29 protein-coding genes are annotated in these 23,094 nt (G+C 67.1%); 16 read left to right on the top strand and 13 right to left on the bottom strand.

Annotated elements, in window-relative coordinates; translation table 11 throughout:
- The 3 genes from ACFWB0_RS03950 to ACFWB0_RS03940 form a co-directional block, all read right to left on the bottom strand.
- A partial coding sequence (locus ACFWB0_RS03950; RefSeq protein WP_378489113.1) for an FAD-binding protein occupies positions 1 to 232 on the bottom strand: 232 nt, incomplete at its 3' end.
- 37 nt (positions 233 to 269) lie between these two features.
- On the bottom strand, positions 270 to 863 hold the full coding sequence (locus ACFWB0_RS03945; RefSeq protein WP_378489112.1) for a TIGR03086 family metal-binding protein: 594 nt from the start codon (positions 861 to 863) through the stop codon (positions 270 to 272).
- A 71-nt stretch (positions 864 to 934) separates the two neighbouring features.
- Positions 935 to 2,206, bottom strand: a complete 1,272-nt coding sequence (locus ACFWB0_RS03940; protein ID WP_378489111.1) for an amidohydrolase family protein — start codon at positions 2,204 to 2,206, stop codon at positions 935 to 937.
- Between the two features lie 58 nt (positions 2,207 to 2,264).
- Between ACFWB0_RS03940 and ACFWB0_RS03935 the strand changes: the two genes are divergently transcribed.
- The 4 genes from ACFWB0_RS03935 (at position 2,265) to ACFWB0_RS03920 (ending at position 5,431) form a co-directional block, all read left to right on the top strand.
- Positions 2,265 to 3,095, top strand: coding sequence for an AraC family transcriptional regulator (locus ACFWB0_RS03935; protein WP_378489110.1), 831 nt, complete (start codon positions 2,265 to 2,267; stop codon positions 3,093 to 3,095).
- A gap of 55 nt (positions 3,096 to 3,150) precedes the next feature.
- Positions 3,151 to 4,113 carry a helix-turn-helix transcriptional regulator gene (locus ACFWB0_RS03930; RefSeq protein WP_378489109.1) on the top strand — a complete coding sequence of 321 codons (963 nt, stop codon included), beginning with the start codon at positions 3,151 to 3,153 and terminating at the stop codon, positions 4,111 to 4,113.
- Positions 4,114 to 4,221: 108 nt separating this feature from the next.
- Entirely contained in the window at positions 4,222 to 4,662 is a 441-nt protein-coding gene (locus ACFWB0_RS03925; RefSeq protein ID WP_378489108.1) for an OsmC family peroxiredoxin, read from the top strand.
- A gap of 64 nt (positions 4,663 to 4,726) precedes the next feature.
- A complete protein-coding gene (locus ACFWB0_RS03920) occupies positions 4,727 to 5,431 on the top strand; it encodes a DsbA family protein (RefSeq protein ID WP_378489107.1) in 705 nt (234 codons plus the stop codon).
- Positions 5,432 to 5,459: 28 nt separating this feature from the next.
- Here the strand turns inward: ACFWB0_RS03920 and ACFWB0_RS03915 are convergent, their stop codons facing one another.
- Complete coding sequence (locus tag ACFWB0_RS03915; RefSeq protein ID WP_378489106.1) at positions 5,460 to 5,981, bottom strand: DUF1990 family protein; 522 nt, start codon at positions 5,979 to 5,981, stop codon at positions 5,460 to 5,462.
- Positions 5,981 to 6,286 (bottom strand): antibiotic biosynthesis monooxygenase family protein, encoded by a 306-nt coding sequence (locus ACFWB0_RS03910; RefSeq protein ID WP_378489105.1) that lies wholly within the window; start codon positions 6,284 to 6,286, stop codon positions 5,981 to 5,983. Before ACFWB0_RS03910 ends, ACFWB0_RS03915 begins: the two co-directional genes overlap by 1 nt.
- A 33-nt stretch (positions 6,287 to 6,319) precedes the next feature.
- Here ACFWB0_RS03910 and ACFWB0_RS03905 point away from each other — a divergent pair, with 33 nt between their 5' ends.
- Complete coding sequence (locus tag ACFWB0_RS03905) at positions 6,320 to 7,057, top strand: alpha/beta fold hydrolase (protein ID WP_378489104.1); 738 nt, start codon at positions 6,320 to 6,322, stop codon at positions 7,055 to 7,057.
- Between the two features lie 16 nt (positions 7,058 to 7,073).
- On the opposite strand, the gene ACFWB0_RS03900 is transcribed toward ACFWB0_RS03905, so the two are convergent.
- The gene (locus ACFWB0_RS03900; protein WP_378489103.1) at positions 7,074 to 7,955 is read right to left on the bottom strand and encodes an A/G-specific adenine glycosylase; all 882 of its coding nucleotides are present in this window, start codon (positions 7,953 to 7,955) and stop codon (positions 7,074 to 7,076) included.
- Between the two features lie 95 nt (positions 7,956 to 8,050).
- Here ACFWB0_RS03900 and ACFWB0_RS03895 point away from each other — a divergent pair, with 95 nt between their 5' ends.
- Entirely contained in the window at positions 8,051 to 8,677 is a 627-nt protein-coding gene (locus tag ACFWB0_RS03895; RefSeq protein ID WP_378489102.1) for a carbonic anhydrase, read from the top strand.
- 57 nt (positions 8,678 to 8,734) lie between these two features.
- The gene (locus tag ACFWB0_RS03890) at positions 8,735 to 9,493 is read left to right on the top strand and encodes a hypothetical protein (protein ID WP_378489101.1); all 759 of its coding nucleotides are present in this window, start codon (positions 8,735 to 8,737) and stop codon (positions 9,491 to 9,493) included.
- A 22-nt stretch (positions 9,494 to 9,515) separates the two neighbouring features.
- On the opposite strand, the gene disA is transcribed toward ACFWB0_RS03890, so the two are convergent.
- Entirely contained in the window at positions 9,516 to 10,598 is a 1,083-nt protein-coding gene (gene disA, locus ACFWB0_RS03885; protein ID WP_378489100.1) for a DNA integrity scanning diadenylate cyclase DisA, read from the bottom strand.
- A gap of 96 nt (positions 10,599 to 10,694) precedes the next feature.
- Here disA and ACFWB0_RS03880 point away from each other — a divergent pair, with 96 nt between their 5' ends.
- Entirely contained in the window at positions 10,695 to 11,255 is a 561-nt protein-coding gene (locus tag ACFWB0_RS03880; RefSeq protein WP_378489099.1) for a PaaI family thioesterase, read from the top strand.
- Between the two features lie 5 nt (positions 11,256 to 11,260).
- Here ACFWB0_RS03880 and dinB read toward each other — a convergent pair whose 3' ends face one another.
- On the bottom strand, positions 11,261 to 12,502 hold the full coding sequence (gene dinB / locus ACFWB0_RS03875; protein WP_378489098.1) for a DNA polymerase IV: 1,242 nt from the start codon (positions 12,500 to 12,502) through the stop codon (positions 11,261 to 11,263).
- Positions 12,503 to 12,580: 78 nt separating this feature from the next.
- Here dinB and ACFWB0_RS03870 point away from each other — a divergent pair, with 78 nt between their 5' ends.
- A complete protein-coding gene (locus tag ACFWB0_RS03870; protein ID WP_378489097.1) occupies positions 12,581 to 13,387 on the top strand; it encodes a crotonase/enoyl-CoA hydratase family protein in 807 nt (268 codons plus the stop codon).
- On the opposite strand, the gene radA is transcribed toward ACFWB0_RS03870, so the two are convergent.
- Both radA and ACFWB0_RS03860 read right to left on the bottom strand, forming a co-directional pair.
- The gene (gene radA / locus ACFWB0_RS03865; protein ID WP_378489096.1) at positions 13,371 to 14,759 is read right to left on the bottom strand and encodes a DNA repair protein RadA; all 1,389 of its coding nucleotides are present in this window, start codon (positions 14,757 to 14,759) and stop codon (positions 13,371 to 13,373) included. The genes ACFWB0_RS03870 and radA overlap by 17 nt on opposite strands.
- 99 nt (positions 14,760 to 14,858) lie before the next feature.
- Positions 14,859 to 15,488 carry a hypothetical protein gene (locus ACFWB0_RS03860; protein WP_378489095.1) on the bottom strand — a complete coding sequence of 210 codons (630 nt, stop codon included), beginning with the start codon at positions 15,486 to 15,488 and terminating at the stop codon, positions 14,859 to 14,861.
- 274 nt (positions 15,489 to 15,762) lie between these two features.
- Here ACFWB0_RS03860 and ACFWB0_RS03855 point away from each other — a divergent pair, with 274 nt between their 5' ends.
- The 6 genes from ACFWB0_RS03855 (at position 15,763) to ACFWB0_RS03830 (ending at position 20,163) form a co-directional block, all read left to right on the top strand.
- Complete coding sequence (locus ACFWB0_RS03855; RefSeq protein ID WP_378489094.1) at positions 15,763 to 16,251, top strand: CarD family transcriptional regulator; 489 nt, start codon at positions 15,763 to 15,765, stop codon at positions 16,249 to 16,251.
- Between the two features lie 38 nt (positions 16,252 to 16,289).
- The gene (gene ispD / locus ACFWB0_RS03850) at positions 16,290 to 17,003 is read left to right on the top strand and encodes a 2-C-methyl-D-erythritol 4-phosphate cytidylyltransferase (RefSeq protein WP_378489130.1); all 714 of its coding nucleotides are present in this window, start codon (positions 16,290 to 16,292) and stop codon (positions 17,001 to 17,003) included.
- A 6-nt stretch (positions 17,004 to 17,009) separates the two neighbouring features.
- The gene (gene ispF, locus ACFWB0_RS03845; RefSeq protein WP_378489093.1) at positions 17,010 to 17,486 is read left to right on the top strand and encodes a 2-C-methyl-D-erythritol 2,4-cyclodiphosphate synthase; all 477 of its coding nucleotides are present in this window, start codon (positions 17,010 to 17,012) and stop codon (positions 17,484 to 17,486) included.
- 11 nt (positions 17,487 to 17,497) lie between these two features.
- Positions 17,498 to 18,892 carry a cysteine--tRNA ligase gene (cysS, locus tag ACFWB0_RS03840; protein WP_378489092.1) on the top strand — a complete coding sequence of 465 codons (1,395 nt, stop codon included), beginning with the start codon at positions 17,498 to 17,500 and terminating at the stop codon, positions 18,890 to 18,892.
- The gene (gene rlmB / locus ACFWB0_RS03835) at positions 18,892 to 19,851 is read left to right on the top strand and encodes a 23S rRNA (guanosine(2251)-2'-O)-methyltransferase RlmB (RefSeq protein ID WP_378489091.1); all 960 of its coding nucleotides are present in this window, start codon (positions 18,892 to 18,894) and stop codon (positions 19,849 to 19,851) included. Before cysS ends, rlmB begins: the two co-directional genes overlap by 1 nt.
- A gap of 81 nt (positions 19,852 to 19,932) precedes the next feature.
- Positions 19,933 to 20,163 (top strand): hypothetical protein, encoded by a 231-nt coding sequence (locus tag ACFWB0_RS03830; RefSeq protein WP_378489090.1) that lies wholly within the window; start codon positions 19,933 to 19,935, stop codon positions 20,161 to 20,163.
- A 36-nt stretch (positions 20,164 to 20,199) separates the two neighbouring features.
- On the opposite strand, the gene tnpA is transcribed toward ACFWB0_RS03830, so the two are convergent.
- Complete coding sequence (tnpA, locus tag ACFWB0_RS03825; protein WP_378489089.1) at positions 20,200 to 20,616, bottom strand: IS200/IS605 family transposase; 417 nt, start codon at positions 20,614 to 20,616, stop codon at positions 20,200 to 20,202.
- On the opposite strand from tnpA, the gene ACFWB0_RS03820 reads away from it, so the two are divergent.
- The gene (locus ACFWB0_RS03820; RefSeq protein ID WP_378489088.1) at positions 20,563 to 21,885 is read left to right on the top strand and encodes an RNA-guided endonuclease InsQ/TnpB family protein; all 1,323 of its coding nucleotides are present in this window, start codon (positions 20,563 to 20,565) and stop codon (positions 21,883 to 21,885) included. The two genes, tnpA and ACFWB0_RS03820, sit on opposite strands and share 54 nt — an antisense overlap.
- Positions 21,886 to 21,898: 13 nt before the next feature.
- On the opposite strand, the gene ACFWB0_RS03815 is transcribed toward ACFWB0_RS03820, so the two are convergent.
- Positions 21,899 to 22,123 carry a hypothetical protein gene (locus ACFWB0_RS03815; RefSeq protein WP_378489087.1) on the bottom strand — a complete coding sequence of 75 codons (225 nt, stop codon included), beginning with the start codon at positions 22,121 to 22,123 and terminating at the stop codon, positions 21,899 to 21,901.
- A gap of 80 nt (positions 22,124 to 22,203) precedes the next feature.
- Positions 22,204 to 23,064: a biotin-dependent carboxyltransferase family protein gene (locus ACFWB0_RS03810; RefSeq protein ID WP_378489086.1), complete on the bottom strand. Its 861-nt coding sequence runs from the start codon at positions 23,062 to 23,064 to the stop codon at positions 22,204 to 22,206.
- Between the last annotated feature and the right edge of the window lie 30 nt (positions 23,065 to 23,094).

The raw sequence follows: 23,094 nt of genomic DNA, 5'->3' as shown, positions 1-23,094 counted from the left end.
ACAGCGCGGCGGCGCGGGCGGCCGCCTCCTGGCCGGCGACCCGGCCGAGGACCAGCGCGTGGGCCACGGAGTTGCCGCCGCCGACGTAGCGTTCGCCGAGGAGTCCGCCGGCGGCCTCGCCCGCCGCGTAGAGCCCCGGCAGGGCCCGGCCGTCGGTGCCGAGCACGCGGGTGCGGGCGTCCACCTCCAGGCCGGTGTGGGTGCAGACCAGTTCGGCGGGGCGGCACTCCATCCGGGAGTGCCGCCCCTGAGGCGTTGTGGATCCGTGCTCAGTTCTTCCAGGGCTCGGTCACACGGCCGGACCAGTTGGCGAGACGTTCGGTCGCGCCCGCGGCCGGAGCGGGATCCACCACCGGGCCGAACGGAACGGGCCCGCCGCGCGGGGTCTCGGGGAGCGCACGCTGCATGATGCCGAGCGCTGCGTTCGCCAGGTCCGGGTCGGCTTCCGCGGGCTGCCCTGTTGCGGCGGCCAGGTCCCATCCGTGCACGAGTGCTTCGTTGAGTGCGATGAGGACTGCGGCGCGTCCCGGGAAGGTGCCCCAGGGGGCGGTGACGACGGTGTCGAGCAGCGCGTCGTCGTTCCACACCTCCCAGTAGTGGTCGGCGCTCGTGCGCAGTGCGGCGACCCATCCGTCGTCGGGTGCGGTGAGCACTTCGGGAACGGTCAAGGGGTCGCCGCCTGCGCCGATGACACGGCCCCTGTCGATGGTGGATACCAGGTGCCCGATCAGGGAGCGTACGTCGAACTCGGGGCACGGTGTCGGGTCGGTGAACTGGGCCGACCGGACTCCGTCGATGAGTCCGGCCACCCAGTTGAGGGCGTCGCGGAACAAGGGGCGCGGGTCTGTCTGCATTGTGGTCATGACACAGAGCGTGCGCCTCGAACACGACACCCTCTGTCAGGTATATCCGCTCCGATTCGACAGCGGGGAAATCACCTCGCTGTCACGGAATGCTTGTGCTTGGCTTCGTAGAGCTTCGCCCACTCGGCGCGCGATCGGATCGACACGTCCACGTCGGTCGCCTTGGCTCGCAGCGCCCCGACGGTTGCGTCCTCGCGCTTGATCTTCGAGAACGGGTCCCAGTCGAAGAAGCGGCAGGAGTTCTGCCAGGTGATCTTGTCGATCTCGGGGTCGGTCGCGCCCGCTGCCTCCAGTTCGCCGAGAACCTTCTCCGGCGCATCGGGCCAGAAGCAATCGGAGTGGGGGTAGTCGCACTCCCACGCGATGATGTCGATTCCGATCTCGTGGCGCAGCTTCAGCGCAGTGGGATCGGTGACGTAGCAGGCGAGCGAATGCTCCTTGAAGACCTCGCTGGGCAGCTTGCCGCCGAAGTCGCGACGAAGCCAACGCTGGTTGGTGTAGTGCCGGTCGCAGCGGTCCAGGAAGAAGGGGATCCAGCCGATGCCGCCTTCGGAGAAGGCGAACTTCAGATCGGGGTAGGAACGCATGGCCGGACCCCACAGGAGGTCCTGTGCGGCGATGGCGGAGATCTGGGTGGCGAGCACGATCAGGTTGTCGATCGGTGCGTCCTTCGCCATCGAGATCGCGCCGAACCCGGAGCCGATGTGCAGACACATCACCACGCCCTCGTCGGACAGGGTCTGGAACACCGGGCCCCAGTAGTCGATGTCGTGGTAGCTGGGCAGTCCCTCCAGGTGGGGGAGTTCCGGCATGGTGACGGCCCGGCAGCCCTTCGCCGCGACACGGCGGATCTCGTCGCACATCGCAGGTACGTTCCACGTGGGCAGGAGGGCGAGCGGCAGGAATCGGTCGGGGTAGGCGCCGCACCATTCGTCGATGTGCCAGTCGTTGTAGGCCTGCACCATCACGATGGTCACCTCGGCCTGGTGCTGGTTCAGGTGACGGGCCGAGAATCCGGTGAAGGTGGGGAAGCACATGGATCCGACGATGCCGTTGCGGTCCATGTCGCGTACGCGCTCGTGGATGTCGTATACGCCGGGGCGCATCTCCGCGAAGCTCGCGGGGTCGCGGCCCCATTCTTCTGCCGGCCACGACACCACCGCGTTGAGTCCGCTGACGCCGGTTGGTTTCCCCTGGTAAACCCACTGATCGACACCTTGCTCGGTGACGATGACCTTGGGTGCCTCGTCCTTGTACTTCGCCGGAACGTGGCGGGCGAACATGTCGGGTGGTTCGACAACGTGGTCATCGATGCTTACGAGAATCATGTCGTCGAGTTGCATTGTCACTCCTGGTGCTGCTTGTCACATAGTGGCTAACTCTGTTGTACCGTTCACAGACATGACCGTCTCCACACAATCGGCCATACATCGTGCAGGATCGGACAACGTCAAGAATCTGCGTCGCAGCGCAGCCGTGACCGCCGGGAGTTACCTCTACGAGGGCGGCAGTCTCGTCACGGACTGGCACAGCCACGACATGCATCAGATCGAGTACGCCGTGGGCGGCGTGGTCGAGGTGGAAACCGCGACCACCCACTATCTGCTGCCACCCCAGCAAGCGGTGTGGATACCCGCGGGACTGCGGCATCAGGCGACCATGAGCCCCAGGGTGCGTTCGATCGCCGTGATGTTCGATCCGGAACTGGTGCGATTCCACGGTGAACGCGCCGCGGTCCTCGACGTCTCCCCACTGATCCGGGAAATGATCATCTACGCGCAGCGGTGGCCCGTCGGCAGGCTCTCCGACGACGCAGCCGCAGAGGGCTTCTTCGCGACCCTCGGCGGTCTCGTCCTCGACGCCATCGACTCCGACGAAGCACTGCTCAGCCTGCCGATGTCCCACCACCCGGTGGTGCACGACGCCATGGCGTTCACGAAGGCGAATCTCCACGACGTCACCATCGGCGAGGTCGGCCGCGCGGTGTCGGTATCGGATCGCACCCTGCGCCGACTGTTCGACGAGCACGTGGGGATGTCGTGGCGCACCTATCTGCTCCAGGCCCGGATGCTGCGCGCGATGGCGCTCCTCGCCTCGCCCGAGCAATCGGTGCAGGAAACCGCCCGTGCCGTCGGGTTCGACAACGGAAGTTCGTTCGCTCGGGCGTTCAGCGACTTCTGCGGTCAGTCCCCGTCGTCGTACCGACACCGCAGCGCAATCGAACGATCCTGATCTCGGGGCGCCGAACACGACACTTCGTGTCAGGTTTCGGTGCCATGATCCGGGGATGCGCGCTGAACGATTGCTGTCGCTGGTGTTGATGCTCAGAAACCGGGGGAGGATGACCGCTCCGGCAATCGCCCGCGAACTCGAAGTATCGGTGCGGACGGTCCTGCGCGACGTCGAGGCGCTGTCGTCGGCCGGTATCCCGGTGTACGCAGAACGCGGCCCCCACGGAGGGTTCGCGTTGCTTCCCGGATTCACCACCGACCTCACCGGGCTGACCGTCGACGAGGCAACCGCGTTGCTCGCCGCGAGTACTTCCGCAGATCCGTCGGCCCTCGGCATGGCGCCTGCGTTCGCAGCCGCGATGCGGAAGGTCACCGATGCACTGCCCGAGGCGGGGCGCACAGCGGCGCTCCGGGCATCGGAACGGATCCTGGTCACCGGGTCCGGATGGATCACGGAGACTCCGGTCGATCCGAACCTCGGCCGGGTGCAGCAAGCGGTGTTCGACGGCATGCGCCTCCGAATCCGGTACCGCCCGCGCGGACGAGAGTCCGGGTGGCGGACCGTCGACCCGATCGGTCTCGTCAGTGCCGCTGGACGGTGGTACCTGGTGGCCGCGCATCGCGGTGAGGAACGCACGTACCGGTTCTCGCGCATCGACGAAGTGAAGGTGCTGGACGTGCCTGCCGAGCGTCCCGCCGACGTCGATCTCGCCGAGATCTGGAATCGCAGGCGGGCCCAGTTCCGCGCGGGCATCTCCACCGTCTTCGCGACCGTGCGGGTACGCGAGAACCGCCGAGATGAACTCGCTGCGGTCGCGATCTCCCTCACCGCGTGTGGTGCGGACGGCTGTCATACGGACGGTGAGGGATGGTGCCGCGCCGAGGTGGAATTCGGCGGTTCGGGTCATGCGGGAGCAGTGATGTGGCAATTCGGTGAGGACGCCGAGCTCCTGTCGCCGCCCGAACTGCGCGACGAGATCCGCACGCAGGCGCTACGGCTTTCGACACGCCACGGATGACCGGGTGGTGCAGCTTTCGTCGATTGTCCGCGAACAGGAGACTGCGGTGCAGTCGACGGCGTAGGTTCGGGCCAGACCGTAGTTTCGGGCCAGATGGAGGGAATCACTATGCCGACACGGAGTGCACGGACCGCATGGAACGGTGGACTCGAAGACGGGTCGGGGCAGGTCGAATTGACCAGCTCGGGGCGCGGCACATTCGACGTGTCGTTCCCGAAGCGAGCGGCCGACAACGCCGACGGTACGACGAGCCCCGAGGAGTTGGTCGCCGCGGCCCACTCGACATGCTTCGCGATGCAGTTGTCCGCAGTGATCGCCGAGGCCGGGGGTACCCCGCAGAGCCTCGAGGTCAATGCCGATGTGTCGCTCGGACCGCACCCCGAGGGCGGGTTCAGGCTGACCGAGATCAAGCTGACGGTCCGCGGTGAGGTCGAGGGCCTCGACGCCGCAGGTTTCGCGAAAGCAGCGGAGACCGCAAAGGAGACCTGCCCGGTGAGCCGCGCGCTGACAGGTGTCCCGATCACGCTCGACGCCGCGCTCGAATCCTGACCGAGAGCTCGGTCGGAGACGGTGGCCGGGGAACAACCCCGGCCACGACGTCGTTGATCGAGCCGTGACCTCACCTGCCGGAACCGTACCTCCCACCGCCCACGTCGAAATCTGGTCCGACATCGCATGCCCGTGGTGCTACATCGGCAAGCGCAGATTCTCGGATGCACTCGCCGACTTCCCGCAGCGCGACCGGGTCTCGGTGACGTGGCGGTCGTATCAGCTTGCGCCCGACACCCCGGCGGGACTGCGGAAGCCCGAGATCGAGGCGCTGGTCGAGATCAAGGGGATGCCCGCCGAGCAGGTGCGACAGATGTTCGCCCAGGTGGCCGGGTCCGCCGAGCAGGTCGGGCTGGATATCGACTTCGACACGGTGATCGCGGCGAACACCTTCGACGCGCACCGGCTGCTGCACATCGCCGGCGACAAGCGCGAAGATCTGCTCGAGGCGTTGTTCCGCGCGCATTTCGTCGACGGCGAGGTCGTCGACGATCGTGACGCGCTGGTGCGTATCGCCGTCTCGGTGGGACTGGATGCAGATCAGGTCCGCGCGGATCTCGAGTCCGGCGCCGCTGCAGACTCCGTGCGCGCCGATCTCCTCGAAGCCCGGCAGTTGGGTGTCACGGGCGTTCCGTTCTTCGTCGCCAACCGCGCGGTCGCGGTGTCGGGTGCGCAGCCGAAGGACGTGTTCGTCGCGTTGCTCGAACGTGCGATCTCCGACGCCGAAAGCGCGGAGCTGTTTCCCGCGGAGGACGCCGACGGGTGTTGAGGGGCCGGACAGGGACCGATCCGCACACTTACGGCGGACCGGCGACGATCCCGTCGAGATAGCGCCGAGTGATCCGATGCTGAACCAGGCGGCCGAGCGGACCCGCGATCCGGGTGTACCAGCGTGCCGAGCGGGAGAAGGCCGTGATTCGGGCGGTGACTCGCCCGTCGGTGTCGCGTTCGACGACGAAGGTCTCTTCACCGCTCTCGGGGTGCCCGGTCAGCGTTCCGTACGAGAAACCTCGGCGGCCGGGTTCGTCGATGACGTCGACCACCCGGCACCACGCAGCCGAGCGGATCGGCCCGACGCCCCATTCGAGACACACGTCGACTCCGGGAGCGGGTGCCGGGGTCCCGGGCGCCACTCGAATACCGGCTGCGCGGTGCATGTGCCAGCCGAACAATCGTGCGACGGCAGCATCGAAAATACGGTCGCCACAGCCGATTTCGCGTTCGATCGTGAAGTGCCGATAGCCGGCCGGGGGGGAGCCCCGGCCGGCGCCGACATCGGGGTAGGTGAACTCGCGCCCGGATTCACCGGGCACGGGCATCAGGACTTCTTGACGTCGAGGACGACCTCGAACTCGAGCAGCGATGCGCCCGACGCAACAGGCTTCTTTGCCTCGCCCGCATGGGCTGCACGGGCATCGCCGTCGCGCCATGCAGCGAAGTCCTCTTCGGTCTCCCACTGGGTGACGACGAAGTAGCGGGTCTCGCCCGCCGTCGGGCGAAGGAGCTGGAATCCGAGGAAACCCTTGGAACTGTCGACGGTGTGCGCGCGATTGGCGAACCGCTTCTCCAGTTCGGGGCCTGCGCCCTCGGGGATCTCGATTGCGTTGATCTTCACGACTGCCATGCGCGCGAGCATACTCCGCTACCTTGGGCGATTGTGTTGCACGACGAGGGTGGTAGCGGACGTCCGATCCTGCTGTTGCACGGATTGATGGGAAGCGCGCGTACGTGGCGCCGCCACGTGTCGTGGCTACGAGAGCACGGGCACGTCCACACCTTCGATGCGGCAGGGCACGGACGCCCTGCGCCCGCGGAGTTGACGACCGACGCGTTCGTCGCGGATCTGGCGTCCCGTCTCGACAGGTTCGACGAGCCACTCGTGGTCATCGGGCATTCGATGGGCGCGCTGCACGCGTGGTGCCTCGCCGCCGCACATCCCGACCGGGTGGCGGCACTCGTGCTCGAAGACATGGCCCCGGACTTCCGCGGTCGTACGGCAGCGAACTGGGCCGCGATGATCGAGCAGTGGCCGCAGCCGTTCCCCACCGAGCAGGCGATGATCGACTTCTTCGGCCCGGTGGCCGGGCAGTACTTCCTCGATTCGTTCGAACGCCGCGACGACGGCTGGTATCTGCACGGCGAGGTCGCGACGTTCCGCGACATCTCGGATGAATGGGGCATCCGCCACTTCTGGGAGGAGTGGCGCTCGATCCTGATACCGGCGTTGCTCGTCGAGGGCGAGTTCACCATCACCCCGGAAGGGCAGATGCGAGAGATGGCCGATCAGCCGGGCGCCGAGTACGTGCGTATCGCAGGCGCCGGACATCTCGTTCACGACGACAGACCCGACGAATACCGCGCAGAAGTGGAACGGTTCTTGAAGGCCCTCGACTGACACGCCGGGCTCTCGATCAACGAGCGCCTTCCCCGGCGAGGGCGAAGCGCCCGTCGTCGGTCTGTTCGACGAGTCCGTCGACGAGCAGCGAGTGCAGTGCTCGGTCGCGCTGTCCGGTGTCGGTGAGCCACACCTGATCGAGTGCCGGACGCTCGACGGGTGTGTCGCTGTCGCGGAGCACCGCCATCAGCTTTCCGCGGACCTGTCGGTCGGTGCCTGCGAACTTCTGCACTCGCCGCGGCGGGCCGTCGTGGGCCGGCCGGCCGGCCTGGACCCACGCGCATTCGGGTAGCGGGCACAGGCCACAATCCGGGTTCCGCGCGGTGCACACCGTCGCTCCGAGTTCCATCAGCGCGGCCGAGAACGTCGCGGCTCGCGCGCGAGTGCGAGGCAACAATTCCTCGACATCTGCGAGGTCCCTTCGGGTGGAAGGATTCCCGGGCTCCGCGTTGCCGTGGACGGCCCGTGCGACGACTCGCCGCACGTTGGTATCGACCACCGGAACCCGCTGCCCGTACGCGAAGCATGCGACCGCCCGCGCCGTGTACTCGCCGACCCCGGGCAGCGACAGCAGGACGTCGACGTCGTCGGGGACCCGATCGTCGTGCTCGGCAGCGAGGACTCCGGCGCATTCGTGCAGGCGTAGCGCCCGGCGCGGATATCCGAGCTTGCCCCACGCCCGCAGAACCTCGGCCTGATTCGACGCGGCCATCGCGGAGGGAACCGGCCAGCGCCGCACCCACTCCTCCCAGATCGGCGCGACCCGCACGACGGGAGTCTGCTGCAACATGACCTCCGACATCAGGATCTGCCAGCCCGTCACGCCCTCGTTGCGCCACGGGAGATCCCGTGCCTCGGCGGCGTACCACCGCAGCAATATCGCGGAATCGACCGGCATCTCTCGTCTCCTTCTGTCGCAGCATGCGGTGTTGTTCACCGGGCGGGAACATATCCGCGTGAGTCCGGTCATCAGCGCAGGTGAATAATGTGCCTATGCCGAACTCGAATCCCATCTCAGCCTGGAAGGCCCTGACCGAGGGTAATCAGCGATTTGTCAGCAACACCCCGCTGCACCCCAGCCAGGGCATCGACCGCCGCGCGGAACTCGTCAACGGTCAGAACCCCACGGCCGTCCTCTTCGGGTGCGGCGACTCCCGGGTTGCTGCCGAGATCATCTTCGATCAGGGGCTGGGTGACATGTTCGTCGTCCGCACCGCGGGCCATGTCATCGACAGTTCCGTGCTGGGTTCGATCGAGTACGCCGTCGAGATCCTCGATGTGCCCCTCATCGTCGTGCTCGGTCACGACAGCTGTGGTGCAGTCGGTGCGACGCTCGAGGCGCTCGACGGCGGTGAGGTTCCGTCGGGCTTCATCCGCAGCATCGTCGAGCGGGTCGCCCCGTCGATTCTCCTCGGACGTCACGAAGGCCTCTCCACGGTCGACGAACTCGAGGCTCGTCACGTGGTGGAAACCGGCAAGGTGCTCAACGAACGATCACGGATCATCGCCGAGCGCATCGCCGATGGTCGGTGCGCTGTCGTGGGCGTGACCTACAAGCTCGACGACGGTCACGTTCAGCTGCAAGGCCACATCGGCGACATCGGTGTGACCTCGGACTGACGCGACACGCCGACGACCATGTGGCTATCGTCCGAGCTGGGACATACCGTGTGAAGCGTGCTTGAACCCAACGGCCCACTTCCCCCCGAGATCTACCGGCGTCGCCGCGTTCTTGCGATCGTCGTTGCGGTGGTCGTGCTGGCGTTGGTGATCTGGGCAGTTCTGGCCTTCACCAGCGGTGATGATCCGGAAACGGAACCTACCGCCTCCGAGACCACGATGTCCGAGACCACCACGTCCGCACCGGACGGCGCCGGCGTAGAAGCCGGAGCCGAGACCGGCTCGGGCGTCGCCGGTTCGGGCGCTGCCGCATCCTCCGGCGAGAACGACGCGGATTCGTCCGCGTCGTCCTCGACCTCGGGTGCTGCCGAGTCGGGCCCGGGGGCGGGCACCACCCCGGCCTCGGCATCGACGGCTCCCGGGCAGTGTTCCGATCAGTCGCTCGCAGTGCGAGTGACGGCAGGCGAGCCGAACTACCAGGTCGGGACCGAGCCCGAGTTCACGATCGTCATCACCAATATCGGGACTGCCGCGTGCGAACGTGATCTCGGTGCAGGACTCCAGCAGGTCCTCGTGTACACCCTCGACGGCAACAACCGGGTGTGGGCGAACACCGATTGCTTTCCCGACTCGACCGCCGACCTGCGGTCGCTCGCGCCCGGCGATCAGGCGGCGTTCACGGTGCAGTGGTCGGGCACGACGTCCGAGCCCGGGTGTGAGGCACCGAGGGAGCCGGTCGGGCCGGGTGCGTACACGGTCGTCGGGCAGCTCGGGGGCCTGCGCAGCAGCCCGGAGCCGTTCAACGTCACAGCGTGAGTCGGACGCGTCGTCGTCGGCGCTAGTCGTAGTGGGTGATCGACGCCTCGGCCAGGCGTGAGAGTCCTTCGCGGATGTACCGAGCCCACAGGGCACCGATTCCTTCGACGGCCTGAAGATCCGCGGCTGTCGCGGCGAGGAGACCCTGCAGGGTTCCGAAGGCGCTCACCAGCCGATCGATCTGACGTGCCCGCAGCCGCGGTACGCGATTGAGGACGCGGTATCCGCGCGGGCTCATTGCAGTGTCGAGTGCTTCGATGGTGTTCGGGTATCCGAATGCCCGCGCGAGCGTCGTGAGGTCCAGCAGATCGACGTCGGTCAGGCATCCCAGCGCATCGAGCGCCTGCTCCACGTCGAGGACCGACGGGGAATCGGTTCCCGACAGGTAGTCCAGCACGAGCAACTGCCGGGCGAGTTGATTGTCGCCGACGAGTTCTTCGAGTTGCAGCGCGAGCTGTCGCCCGTCGGTTCCGAGTTCGAGCACGTCCTGCTCGATCTCTACCGACAGGCGATGCATCATCTCGAGGCGCTGCGCGACCGTGAGCGCATCGCGCAAGGTCACGATGTCTTCGATCTCCACCACCGAGAGCTGTCGGGTGACCTCGTCGAGACGGGCCTTGTATCGCTCGAGTGTCGCGACGGCCTGGTTGGCGCGGGAGAGGATCATCGCCGAATCGTCGATGACGTGCCTGCGTCCCTCGACGTACACGCTGACGATGCTCATCGACTGGCTCACCGAAACCACCGGATATCCGGTCTCGATGGCGGTGCGTTCGGCCGCGCGGTGCCGGGTCCCGGATTCGACGGTGGGAATGCGGTGGTCGGGTACGAGCTGCACGTTCGCGCGCACGATGCGGGTGCCGTCGGTGGACACCACCACCGCGCCGTCCATCTTCGACAGTTCGCGGAGCCGGGTGGGGGCGAATTCGACATCGAGTTCGAAGCCACCGTCGCAGATCGATGCGACGTGCTCGTCGAAGCCGAGCACGATGAGCCCGCCCGTTCGGCCTCTCAGAATGCGTTCGAGCCCGTCTCGCAGAGCTGTGCCGGGTGCCAGGCGCGCGATCGTCTCGTTCAACGTCGCCGCGGCGGCCGACTCGGTCATCTGCGAAGTCCTCCCTCGGCCGCGCGTGCGGTTCTCGTCACATCGGCGCGGGCCACGGAAAAGCTGCAACCGAGCGCGCAACTACATTACTTGCTCATGAGTAGTCTCTGGACCTTGCCCGACGACCTCGTCGTTCCTGATCTTCGCGAGGATCATCCCGGTCCTGGTGCGCCGATACCGCAGCATTGGTCCAAGTGCCTCGGGTGCGGCGATGAACAGCCGACCGGCCTCGCGATGCAGTGCACGATCGGTGAAGGGCTGTCGGTGAAGGGCCGCTTCGAGGTGGCCACACGCTTCCAGGGCGGGCCCGGGTTCATCCACGGCGGCATCCTCATGACCGCGTTCGACGAGATCCAGGGCTTCGCCTGCAACGCTGTGTTTCGTACGGCCGTGGTCACCGGACATATGGGCACCGACTTCACGCGACCCATCCCGCTGGGTGCGGTCCTCGAATTCACGGCCCGGGTCGACGGGACGGTGCGCCGCAAGGTGTACACGAGCGCCGACGTGCGCATCGTCGATGGTCCGTTTGCTGATCCGGACGTGGTCGTCGGACGCTCCCACGGACTGTTCGTGATCGTCGGGCACGAGCATTTCGAGAAGGGGAAGGACTTCGCGGACGGACTGCCCGGTGCCGAGGACATCTCGTCGCTCTGAGGATCTCAATCGGGGAGCATCGGCACCCCGGGCCGGTTGTCGCGGCCCAGCAGCGTCGCCGACGTGAGCGACCCCGCCCCGAATCGGCCGTGGACGTCGTCGAGAACGGTGTCGAGGGCGTGCCTGTCGATCGGGCGGTGTGTCGGGGAGGTCTCGTCGGATACCGGATCGCGTGACGGCACGTGTTCGTCGAAGGGCAGTTCGAGTTGCTCGGTGCCCTCGCCGTCCAGGTTCGTCACCGCGACACCGATGAGGGTGAGCCCGCCATCCGCCACCAACGGCCTCGCGGACTCCAGCAGGGCTCGCGCGGTGGTGCTCAGGACATCGGTGCGGGCGGTGGAGACACCGAGCGTGTGCGACCTCGTGGCACGCGTGTAGTCGGCGAACCGCAGCCGCAACACCACGGTGCGACCGGTTCGGTGGGCTCGCCGCATCCGGTAGGCGACCTTGTCGACGAGGAGTTGCAGCGTCGCGTCGACCGACTCGATGCTGTGGGCTCCTCGGCCGAGCGCGTGCTGGGCGCCCATCGAGCGTCGACGTTGCCGTCGAACCGGTCGGGGGTCGTGTCCGGTTGCGAGCGCGTGCAGGTGTCGTCCCGTCGCCGGGCCCAGTAGCGCGGTGAGGTCGGATTCGGATTCGTTCGCGATGTCGGCCACCAGTCGCAGGCCGTGCGAGTGCAGGGTGGCTGCGGTGACCTTGCCGACGCCCCAGAGGCGTTCGACGGGCAGTGGGTGGAGGAACTCGAGCTCGCGGTCGGGTGGGACGACGAGCAGCCCGTCGGGTTTCGCGACACCGCTCGCGACCTTCGCCAGGAACTTGGTCCGGGCGACACCGACGGTGATCGGCAGGCCGACTTCGGCCATGACCGTGGCGCGCAGTCGCGCTGCGATCTCGTCCGGCTCGCCCGAGATGCGCCGCAGACCCGATACGTCGAGGAAGGCCTCGTCGATGGAGACCCCCTCGACGAGTGGCGTGACCCGATCGAAGATCGCGAACACCTCTTTCGAGGCGCGCGAATAGGCGTCCATGCGCGGCGGTACCGAGATCACGTGCGGGCACAGGGCGCGCGCTCCACGGCCCGGCATGGGTGTCGTGATTCCGTAGGCCTTCGCCTCGTAGCTCGCGGCCAGGACGACCCCGCCGCCGACCACCACGGGTTTGCCTCGCAGCCACGGATCGTCGCGTTGCTCGACCGACGCGTAGAACGCGTCGAGGTCGGCGTGGAGGATCGTTGCTCGAGTGGACACGAACGTATGTTCGCATGCGGGTCCGACAAAATGACCGATGCGACAGAACAGGCGCGTCGGCGGTGCTAGAAACGACACATGCCCGTCTCCGACGCCGGTGCCCCGGACGTCGTCGTCGAACGCGACGGCGCCGTCACCACCATCGTGCTCAACCGTCCCGACCGCAGGAACGCCGTGGACGGGCCGATGGCCGTGCAACTTCGCGAGGCCTTCGAACAGTTCGACGCCGACGGCGAGCAACGTGTCGCGGTGCTCTGGGGTGCCGGTGGTCATTTCTGCGCCGGTGCCGACCTCACCGCGGTCGGCGATCCACAGCGGCGGCACGAACTGGACCCGCAGGGCGGAGGAACGGGTCCGATGGGACCCTCCCGGATAGCGCTGACCAAACCGCTCATTGCGGCAGTGAGCGGCTACGCGGTCGCCGGGGGGCTCGAACTCGCGCTCCTCGCAGACCTGCGGGTGTGCGAAGCCGACGCGGTCTTCGGGGTGTTCTGCCGCCGCTGGGGTGTACCGCTCATCGACGGCGGCACCGTGCGGCTGCCGCGGATCATCGGGCAGGGCAGAGCCCTCGACATGATCCTCACGGGCCGTGCAGTGGAGGCGGCCGAAGCCCTGTCGTCCGGCCTTGTCAACCGCGTCGTCGACACGGGGACGTCACTTGCTGCAGCGCGGGAGATCGCGCAGCAACTGGCTGCATTCCCGCAGGAATGCATGTCTGTGGACCGGGCATCGGCGTACCGGTCGTTCGACCTGCCGCTCGACGAGGCCTTGCGCGCCGAGGGCGCCCACGGTGTGCCGATCGTCGAACGGGAAGGTGTCGACGGTGCCGCGCGGTTCGCGTCCGGGGAGGGCAGGCACGGCACCTCGGTCAGCCGATGGTCATGAGGGCCTGCCCGAGGTTCGTCACCTCGTGGACCTTCATGTCGGTGGGGGCGCCGTCGGTGTTGCGGGGGACCACACCGCGGGTGAACCCGAGACGGTGGGCTTCCGTGAGTCGGCGACCGGCCCCGGCCACGCGTCGAACCTCGCCCGCCAGTCCGACCTCTCCGAGGAGGACGGTGCCGGGCGGGACCGGCTGATCTCGCACCGCGGACACGATGGCGAGCGCCAATGCGAGGTCGGCGGACGGATCGGTGATCCGCATGCCGCCGACCGTCGACGCGTATACGTCGCATTTCCCGAGATTGCGGATGTTGCAGCGCCGTTCGAGCACGGCGAGGACCATTGCGACGCGCGCCGAGTCCAGGCCGCTCACCGCGCGCCGGGGTGACGGATTCTGGGTGTGGACCACGAGTGCCTGCACCTCGCCGAGCAGTGGGCGTTTGCCGTCCATCGTGACGGTCACCGCGGTGCCCGAGACTTCTTCGTTCCGATGCTGGAGGAACAATCCCGACGGGTCGGACACCTCGACGATGCCGCCTTCGGTGAGTTCGAAGCAGCCCACCTCCTCGGCCGCTCCGAACCGGTTCTTGATGCCGCGCACCATTCGCAGCGTCGAATGCTTGTCTCCTTCGAAGTGCAACACGACGTCGACGAGATGCTCGAGCGAGCGTGGACCCGCGACCGCGCCGTCCTTGGTGACGTGACCGATCAGCAGCACCGGGATGCCGCTCGCCTTCGCGAGTGAGGTCAGGGCGCTGGTGACGGCCTTGACCTGGGTGACACCGCCCGACACGCCGTCCACGTCGGCGGCGAGCATCGTCTGCACCGAGTCGACGACGAGCAGCGTCGGTTTGACCTGTTCGACGTGGCCGAAGATCGTCGCCAGATCGGATTCGGCGGCCAGATACACCCGTTCGTGTACGGACCCGGTGCGGTCGGCGCGGAGCCTGACCTGGCCGGCGGATTCCTCGCCCGTCACATACAGCGACCGGTCGTCGGCGCCGCGCTGAGCCCAGCGGTGCACGACTTCGAGAAGCAGCGTCGACTTGCCGACACCCGGCTCACCTGCGAGCAGGACGACGGATCCGGGCACGATCCCGCCGCCGAGGACTCGGTCGAGTTCGGAGATGCCCGTGGACTTGGCCGCGGTTTCCTTGCTGTCGATCCGGGTCAGGGGAGTGGCCGGGGTGGTGGGCAGTATTGCCGCGGCGCCCGCGCGAGCGAGCGAGGTACCCGGACGCGAGGCGACGGCTGCGGGCTGCACCGGCGCTTCGTCCAGCGATCCCCACGTTCCGCATTCGGGACAGCGTCCGACCCACTTGGCGACGGTGTGCGAACAGTCGGAGCAGCGATAGATCGTTTTGGTTCTGGCCACGGCCGGAGGATATGCGAAGGCGGTGACAGAACGCGGATGGCCCGGACGAGGATGTTCTCGTCCGGGCCATCCGGTGTGGTGCGTGGGAGCCGTGTCGGCTCAGTGGGCGTCGCCGATGATCGGGGACATCTCCGATTCGTTGCGCTCGAGCAGGGGCCCTGCGTCGACCGGGACGGACAGGGTCACGTCGCCGGCTTCCTGGAAGGAGAAGGTGAGGGGGATCGTCAGGCCGGGCCGGACACCCTCCTTCAGGTCGACCAGTTCGACGGTCTCGACGCCGGCGGGCACGATGGGGGTGTCCTCGGGCGAGGTGGGCTGCGGTGATTCGTCGACGGACTCGACGAGCTTTGCGGTCTCCGGGGAGACGCCTGCGACGACGGAGCCCAGTGCCGGGATCTCGATGCTGTCTGCGCCGGTCACCGAGCCTGCGAAGTCGGTCTCGATGCCGGTGAGCACGTCGTCGCGGTACCCGTCGAGATTCGCGATGGTGAAGCCCAGCAGAGCGGTGCCGCCCGGCTCGATGCTGTACTCCTCGGAATCCGGGTAGATGATGTGCACGTTGCGCAGCGCAAGGGAGCCGGCATCCGTATTGGTGCCGTTGATCGCAGCCACCTGTTCGGAGGTCTGGGTGATCTGACCGGCGCTGCACGCGGACAGCGCCAGCGTCGCACCCGCGGCCAGGGCGACAGCGGTCGCGACTCGACGAGTCGGCGTGTTGAGAGCAGTCACTTTTCCTCCACTCGGGGTTAGCCTCGCAATCCACTAGGCAGAGTAGTAGTTGCCCCACGAGGAGTGCGCGTCGGGTCATCGATATTGCCATTTTGTGCACGACAACGGGCCATAACGCCGCGTCAGGGCTGGTGTGTCGCAGATCACCGAATGCACGTAACCGGTTGCCTGTCAAGCCCTGCGCCCACGTGTCGATGCCCCTGACCTGCGCAGTTGATGAGAGCGCGATGTGGTCACGTGTTAAACTGGAAGAATCGAAAGGGGCACGGGACACATGATTTTCAAGGTCGGAGACACCGTCGTATACCCCCATCACGGTGCGGCGCTGATCGAAGCAATCGAAACACGCACCATCAAGGGGGAGCAGAAGGAATATCTGGTTCTGAAAGTCGCGCAGGGCGACCTCACAGTGCGGGTACCTGCTGACAATGCCGAATACGTCGGAGTTCGCGACGTAGTGGGGCAAGAAGGCCTCGACAAGGTTTTCCAGGTGCTGCGCGCACCGCATACAGAAGAACCGACCAACTGGTCACGGCGATACAAGGCCAATATCGAGAAGTTGGCCTCCGGCGATGTGAACAAGGTTGCGGAAGTAGTACGCGACCTGTGGCGCCGGGAACAGGACCGTGGCCTCTCTGCTGGTGAAAAGCGAATGCTGGCCAAGGCTCGGCAGATTCTCGTGGGTGAGCTCGCGCTCGCCGAGGGAACTGACCAGGTGAGGGCAGACAGCATGCTCGACGAGGTTCTCGCCGCCGCATCCTGATCGGCGACGCGACGTTCTGATCAAGAGAAGTGAATCGAATACAGCAAGTACACGATCGCCGCGGGCCGGTCGTCGGAATCATTCCGGCGGCCGGCCGCGGCGTCCGTCTGGGGGAAGCACTCCCCAAGGCATTCGTCGAACTCGGTGGGCGCACGATGCTCGACCGGGCCGTCGAATCGATGCTCGGCTCCGGCGCGGTCGACCGCGTCGTGGTGGTGGCGCCGCCCGAGCTCGCCGCCACGCCTCCGGCGGAGCTCGTACTCGAGGAGTACGCCGATCGGGTCGTGATCACCGCGGGCGGTGCGGAACGCGCCGACTCCGTACGAGCCGGCCTGCGGGCCGCACCCGACGCGCAGTTCGTGCTCGTGCACGATGCCGCGCGGGCGCTGACTCCACCGGCATTGTTCACCAGGGTGGTCGACGAACTGCGCGCAGGACGACGCGCGGTGATCCCCGTCCTGCCGGTCGCCGACACCATCAAGAGCGTCGACTCGGGCGGTGTCGTCACCGGCACCCCGGAACGCGCGACGCTGCGGGCGGTGCAGACGCCGCAGGGGTTCGATGCGGACCTGCTGGACCGGGCCAATCGCGATACGGGCGACGCGACCGACGACGCCGGTCTCGTCGAAAGGCTCGGCGAGTCCGTGCAGACCGTGGCGGGCGACCCACTCGCCTTCAAGATCACCACACCGTTGGATCTGATGCTGGCACGAGCGCTGCTCGCGGCCGCCCGGACCGAAGAGGGGAACTGAACACACGTGCGTGTCGGAATAGGAACAGACGTGCACCCGGTGGAGCCGGGGCGCCCGTGCTGGATTGCCGGTCTGCTGTTCGACGATGCGGACGGCTGTTCGGGACACTCCGACGGCGATGTCGCCGCGCACGCGTTGTGTGATGCGCTGCTGTCGGCCGCCGGTCTGGGCGACCTGGGGTCGGTGTTCGGGACGGATCGGCCCGAGATGGCGGGCGCCTCGGGAGCCTCGATGCTCGTCGAGGTGCGGCGGTTGCTGGCCGAGCAGGGCTGGGCCGTCGGCAACGCAGCGGTGCAGGTGATCGGAAACCGTCCGAAGATCGGTCCGCGTCGCGACGAGGCGGTGCGCGTGCTGTCCGATCTGCTCGGCGCGCCCGTGTCGGTGTCCGCCACGACCACCGACGGCCTCGGGCTGACCGGCCGCGGAGAAGGTGTGGCGGCTATCGCTACCGCACTCGTATTACCTGACATCGATCAACGGTAGGATGGTCTGTCGTGACTTTGCGCCTTTTCGACACCGAAACACGAGCCGTGCGGGATTTCGAACCGCTGGTGCCCGGACATGCCTCGGTGTACCTGTGTGGCGCCACTGTTCAGGGTGAGCCGCACATCGGCCACGTGCGCAGCGGCGTCGCATTCGACGTACTGCGACGGTGGCTTGCAGGGAAAGGCCTCGATGTCGCGTTTGTGAGAAACGTCACAGACATCGACGACAAGATTCTCCGCAAGGCCGGCGACGCAGGCCGTCCCTGGTGGGAGTGGAAGACGACGTACGAGCGCGCCTTCACTCGCGCCTACGACGCGCTCGGTGTGTTGCCGCCCTCCGTGGAGCCGCGCGCGACCGGACACATCACCCAGATGGTCGACCTCATGCAGCGTCTCATCGACGCGGGTCATGCGTACGCATCCGACGGCAACGTCTACTTCGACGTGATGAGCTTCCCCGAGTACGGCGCGTTGTCGGGTCACAAACTCGACGACGTCCACCAGGGTGAGAGCGCCGGACAGGGCAAGCGCGACCCCCGCGACTTCACGCTGTGGAAGGCGGAGAAGCCGGGCGAACCGTCGTGGCCGACTCCGTGGGGGCGCGGCCGCCCGGGCTGGCATCTCGAATGTTCCGCGATGGCCGAGTTCTACCTCGGCTCTACTTTCGACATCCACTGCGGCGGTATGGATCTGGTGTTCCCGCACCACGAGAACGAGATCGCGCAGGCCCGCGCCGCGGGCGACGGCTTCGCTCGTTACTGGCTGCACAACGGCTGGGTGACCATGGGCGGCGAGAAGATGTCCAAGTCGCTCGGTAACGTGCTGTCCATCCCCAACGTCCTCACTCAGGTGCGGGCCCAGGAGCTGCGTTACTACCTGGGCAGCGCCCACTACAGGTCGATGCTCGAATACTCCGACACGGCGCTGGCCGAGGCCGCCGCGGCCTACCGCGGACTCGAGTCGTTCGTGCTCAAGACACGCGATCGGGCCGGTGACGTTCCCGTCGGAACGTGGACCGACGCCTTCGCCGAAGCACTCGACGACGATCTCGGGGTGCCCAAGGCGCTCGCCGAGATCCACGGCAGGCGCAGCGAGGGCAACAAGGCACTCGACAACGGAGACCTGGCCGAAGCGGTGCGCATCGCTTCCCAGGTCCGTGCGATGCTTTCCGTCCTCGGCGTCGACCCACTCGATGCACACTGGCAGGAGAGCTCCGGCGACGAGTCGGGTGCGCTCGCCGCCCTCGATGTGCTGGTGGGAGCAGAACTCGATCGTCGACAGAGCGCCCGCGCCGAGAAGAACTGGGCGGTCGCCGACGAAGTACGTGACCGGCTGACAGCGGCGGGGATCGAAGTAACGGATACGCCGAACGGACCCGAGTGGTCCCTGAAAGCAGGGCAGTGATGGCAGGCAATTCCCAGCGTCGCGGAGCAATCCGCAAGGGCGGAACGAAGAAAGGTCAGGTCGTCGGCTCGGGCGGTCAGCGCCGTCGCGGACTCGAAGCCCGCGGAGCGACCCCGAAAGCCGAGGAACGTTCGTACCATCCCGCTGCACGGCGCGCCCGTGCAGCGGCGAAAACCGCCGACACCCGCGGTCGTCGCCCGGGTGGACGCAAGCCCGAGGACGGGCCCGAAATGGTTCTCGGCCGCAACCCCGTTGTCGAGTGTCTGCGGGCAGAAGTACCCGCGACCGCGCTCTACGTCGCGGTCGGCGCGGAAGCCGACGATCGGCTCAAGGAATCCGTGCAGCGGGCCGCCGACATCGGTATCTCGATCCTCGAAGTACCGCGCGCAGAACTCGACCGGCTCAGCGCCAACGGCATGCATCAGGGCATCGGTCTTCAGGTGCCGCCGTACCGGTACATGCATCCCGACGACCTGATCGTGCGCGCCAAGGAGAGGCACGAGAGGCCCTTGCTGGTGGCGCTCGACAACATCTCCGATCCGCGTAACCTCGGCGCGATCATTCGTTCGGTGGCCGCGTTCGGTGGTCACGGCGTCGTGATTCCGCAGCGTCGCAGCGCATCGGTCACCGCCGTCGCATGGCGTACCAGCGCGGGTGCTGCCGCGCGGCTCCCGGTCGCGCGGGCAACCAACCTGACCCGCACGCTCAAGGACTGGCAGTCCCAGGGTGTTCGCGTCGTCGGGCTCGATGCAGGCGGCGACACCGATCTCGACGATTTCGACGGCACCGATCCCGTGGTCGTCGTGGTCGGATCCGAGGGCAAGGGACTCTCGCGGCTCGTCCGCGAGACCTGCGACTCGATCCTGTCCATCCAGATGGCCGGCGACGTGGAATCACTCAACGCGTCGGTGGCGGCAGGCGTCGTGCTCGCCGACATCGCGCGCCGTCGTCGTTCCTGATTTTTTCGGCGCTCGTACGGGAACCGATCGGGCCCCCGCTGCGTCTGTATCGGTAGGACCGGACGGAAGCGGGGGCAACGAGTGGCATACACAACGGCGTTCGACGGGCGATTCGAGATCACACCGCCGTTGAACCGGCAGGAGATCGATTTCCTCACCGGGTTCGCGGGATCTGCGAGCGGTCCTCACAATGCGGGCCGCGACGGTCTGCCCACCCGCGGGCGGCCATTGTCGTGGTGTCAGTGGGTCCCGACCGGTGACGGCAGCGCCCTCGAGTGGGACGGCGACCAGGTCTTCTACCGATCTCAGTGAGAGTGCTCCATCGTTCACGGTGGAGGTGAATCACCGTCACTCAGGGCGCCGTTGAGACCTCACGTACTCGGCAATCACCGACAACGGCGCGCCGCCCGCAGTCCCGCAGTAGTAGGAGCGGGACCATAAATGCCCGCCCCACAGGTACCGGGAAAGGTGCTCCGCGTGATCGCGCCGCAGGTGCCGCGATGACACGCCCTTGAGTGAATTCACCAACTTCGACAGCTGCACGGTGGCGGGGAAGCCGACGAGCAGGTGCACATGATCGTCCTCGCCGTTGAACTCCCGCAGCTCGCATCCGAAGTCCGCGCACACTTTCCGCATGATCTTCTCGCAGTCCGCCAAGATCGGTCCGGTGAACGCGCCCCGGCGGAATTTTGTGACAAACACCAAATGTACATGGCAATCCCAGAGAGCATGTCTGCCACGTCGGACAAGGTCAACATCAGTCATGACACCAAATGCTATCGTGCTGGTGTGCTCAAGCGATACCGCTACCGCGCCTACCCCACAGGGGAACAGCACAGGGCACTGTCTCAACTGTTCGGGTGCTGCCGGGTCGTGTTCAACGACGCCCTCGCCGCGAGAGAATCCGCCCGCAGGGCGGGCAGGCCGATCCCGAGTAAAGGTGAGTTGTCGGCGGCGCTGACCGCCGCGAAAACGACACCCGAACGGGCGTGGCTGGCCGAGGTGTCCTCGGTGCCGTTGCAGCAGTCGCTGGCGGACCTGCATCGCGCGTACGCCAATTTCTTCGATTCCCGCACCGGGAAACGCAAGGGCCGCAAGGTCGGTGCGCCGCGGTTCAAGAAGCGGACACATCGCCAGTCTGCTCGTTTCACCCGTAACGCCGGGTTCTCGGTTCTCGAGCCGGGCGGTGGTATCGGCCTGGTGCGGTTGCCGAAGATCGGGCGGGTGCGGTACGAGTCGTCGCGGCCGTTGCCGGCGGATCCGTCGAGTGTGACGGTGATCCGGGAGGCGGACGGCCGGCACTATGTGTCCTTCGTGGTCGACGAGCCGGCGCCGGTGGTGGTGTCGACCCTGCCGGCTCGGGCTGCCGGTGTCGATGTCGGGTTGACCGATCTGGCGGCGATCGTCTATGACGACGGTACTCGCGAGAAGGTCGACAATCCTCGCTGGTTGCGGACGAAGGAACGGCGTCTGGGCCGCGCCCAGCGGGCGTATTCACGCACCATGCGGGGTTCGAAGAATCAGGCAAAGGCTCGCCGGAAGGTCGCTGCGGCGCACCGGAAGGTGCGCGAGACGCGCCTGGATCACCATCACAAGCTGGCATTGAGGTTGGTCCGCGAGAACCAAGCGGTTGCCCTCGAGGGATTGTCGGTGGCGGGTTTGGCGCGCACGAGGGTGGCGAAGTCGGTGCACGATGCCGGCTGGTCGACGCTGACCCGGTTGATCGAGGAGAAGGCCGCCCGGTATGGCGCGGTGGTGCACACGATCAGTCGGTGGGAACCGACGTCGCAGGTATGCGCGGGTTGCGGGGTGCGGGACGGGAAGAAGCCGTTGGATGTGCGGGTGTGGGTGTGCCCGTCGTGCGGGCTGGTGCTGGATCGGGACTACAACGCCGCTGTGAATGTGTTGCTCGCCGCCGGGCTGGTGGAGAGGGTAAACGCTTGTGGAGGGAGCGTAAGACGTGTGCTTGCATGCGCGGACCCGGTGAAGCAGGAACCCGCTGAACAGACCTTGCCGGATGGTGAGGCTGCGTAGGAATCCTCCGCGTTCACGCGGGGGAGGAAGTCAACGCTACACCGAATGGCTGGAGTACCTGATCGCCGCGTTGCTCGCGCCCCGCGGCCACGTGGTGTCCGGAACCGTGGAGGTACGCACGAGCGCCGGCGACTTCGGCCGGATCACTGTGCGTGACAACGAAGTCGACGGAGGAGGTCAACGCTACACCGAATGGCTGGAGTACCTGATCGCCGCGTTGCTCGCGCCCCGCGGCCACGTGATGTCCGGAATCGTGGAGGTACGCACGAGCGCCGGCGACTTCGGCCGGATCACTGTGCGTGACAACGAAGTCGACGCTCAGATCAGTCGGACGAACCGCACACGCCGACCCGGCCGGAGCTGCGCCGCCGTGGGAAGGTCCGCTGTTCTCACTACGGCGATCACCGGATATCCACCGGTGACGGGATGATCCGCGAGGAACAACACAGGGTGCCCCTCCGGCGGCACCTGAATCGAACCCGCAACCATGCCCTCGCTGGGAAGTTCGTCGTGGCGTGAGCGGTGCAGGGGGCCGGGGCCGCGGAACCTGATCCCCACCCGATCGAGTTGCGGTGTCACCGTCCACGGTTCGTGCAGGAGTGCCCGGACCGAGGCGGGAGTGAACCAGTCGTCGCGGGGACCGATCCGCACACGGAGTTCGACGGGATCGCAGACCGGGGCGGGCGGCGGAATCTGCTCCTCACCCGGGAGCTCTTTCGCGAGCGCACCCACCAGCAACCGATCACCGGCGCGCACAGGCGCGGGACCGGTGCCCGACAACGTGTCGGTCGAGCGGCTTCCCAGCACCTCCGGCACGTCGATGCCGCCGCGGACCGCCAGATACGACCGTAACCCCTCGGCCGGCACGCCGACCGAAACGATGTCCTGATCGCGGAGCAGCACTCTCGCGTAGTCGCCCACCGCGCGGCCGTTGACCGTCACGTCGACGCGGGCCCCGGTGACCGCGACCACCGTGTCGCCGACACTGCGGACGGAGAGCCCGCCGGTCATTTCGAGTGTGGCGGCATCCGGGTGATTGCCGACGAGCCTGTTTGCGGCGTCGTGCGCCGTGCGGTCGGCAGCACCGGATCCGGTCACGCCGTCGGTCCCGTGTCCGATGCGCCCGTGATCCTGCACGGTCGTGAAGATGCCACCGATGACGACCTCGAGCCATGCCATGGATCCATCGTCTCGCACACCGCGGTCGGG

This window comes from Rhodococcus sp. NPDC060086 (assembly GCF_042730275.1).
Lineage (GTDB): Bacteria > Actinomycetota > Actinomycetes > Mycobacteriales > Mycobacteriaceae > Rhodococcus.
The sequence above is the reverse complement of the archived record's forward strand: the minus strand, read 5'-3'. Positions and strand labels throughout refer to the sequence as shown.

What these genes read in the sequence shown, in the direction of transcription:
- ACFWB0_RS03945 (WP_378489112.1), bottom strand. Translation starts at nt 863, where the DNA reads ATGACCACAATGCAGACAGACCCGCGCCCCTTGTTCCGCGACGCCCTC.
- ACFWB0_RS03940 (WP_378489111.1), bottom strand. Translation starts at nt 2,206, where the DNA reads ATGCAACTCGACGACATGATTCTCGTAAGCATCGATGACCACGTTGTC.
- ACFWB0_RS03935 (WP_378489110.1), top strand. Translation starts at nt 2,265, where the DNA reads ATGACCGTCTCCACACAATCGGCCATACATCGTGCAGGATCGGACAAC.
- ACFWB0_RS03930 (WP_378489109.1), top strand. Translation starts at nt 3,151, where the DNA reads ATGCGCGCTGAACGATTGCTGTCGCTGGTGTTGATGCTCAGAAACCGG.
- ACFWB0_RS03925 (WP_378489108.1), top strand. Translation starts at nt 4,222, where the DNA reads ATGCCGACACGGAGTGCACGGACCGCATGGAACGGTGGACTCGAAGAC.
- ACFWB0_RS03915 (WP_378489106.1), bottom strand. Translation starts at nt 5,981, where the DNA reads ATGCCCGTGCCCGGTGAATCCGGGCGCGAGTTCACCTACCCCGATGTC.
- ACFWB0_RS03910 (WP_378489105.1), bottom strand. Translation starts at nt 6,286, where the DNA reads ATGGCAGTCGTGAAGATCAACGCAATCGAGATCCCCGAGGGCGCAGGC.
- ACFWB0_RS03900 (WP_378489103.1), bottom strand. Translation starts at nt 7,955, where the DNA reads ATGCCGGTCGATTCCGCGATATTGCTGCGGTGGTACGCCGCCGAGGCA.
- ACFWB0_RS03895 (WP_378489102.1), top strand. Translation starts at nt 8,051, where the DNA reads ATGCCGAACTCGAATCCCATCTCAGCCTGGAAGGCCCTGACCGAGGGT.
- disA (WP_378489100.1), bottom strand. Translation starts at nt 10,598, where the DNA reads ATGACCGAGTCGGCCGCCGCGGCGACGTTGAACGAGACGATCGCGCGC.
- ACFWB0_RS03880 (WP_378489099.1), top strand. Translation starts at nt 10,695, where the DNA reads ATGAGTAGTCTCTGGACCTTGCCCGACGACCTCGTCGTTCCTGATCTT.
- ACFWB0_RS03870 (WP_378489097.1), top strand. Translation starts at nt 12,581, where the DNA reads ATGCCCGTCTCCGACGCCGGTGCCCCGGACGTCGTCGTCGAACGCGAC.
- ACFWB0_RS03855 (WP_378489094.1), top strand. Translation starts at nt 15,763, where the DNA reads ATGATTTTCAAGGTCGGAGACACCGTCGTATACCCCCATCACGGTGCG.
- rlmB (WP_378489091.1), top strand. Translation starts at nt 18,892, where the DNA reads ATGGCAGGCAATTCCCAGCGTCGCGGAGCAATCCGCAAGGGCGGAACG.
- ACFWB0_RS03820 (WP_378489088.1), top strand. Translation starts at nt 20,563, where the DNA reads ATGGCAATCCCAGAGAGCATGTCTGCCACGTCGGACAAGGTCAACATC.
- tnpA (WP_378489089.1), bottom strand. Translation starts at nt 20,616, where the DNA reads ATGACTGATGTTGACCTTGTCCGACGTGGCAGACATGCTCTCTGGGAT.
- ACFWB0_RS03810 (WP_378489086.1), bottom strand. Translation starts at nt 23,064, where the DNA reads ATGGCATGGCTCGAGGTCGTCATCGGTGGCATCTTCACGACCGTGCAG.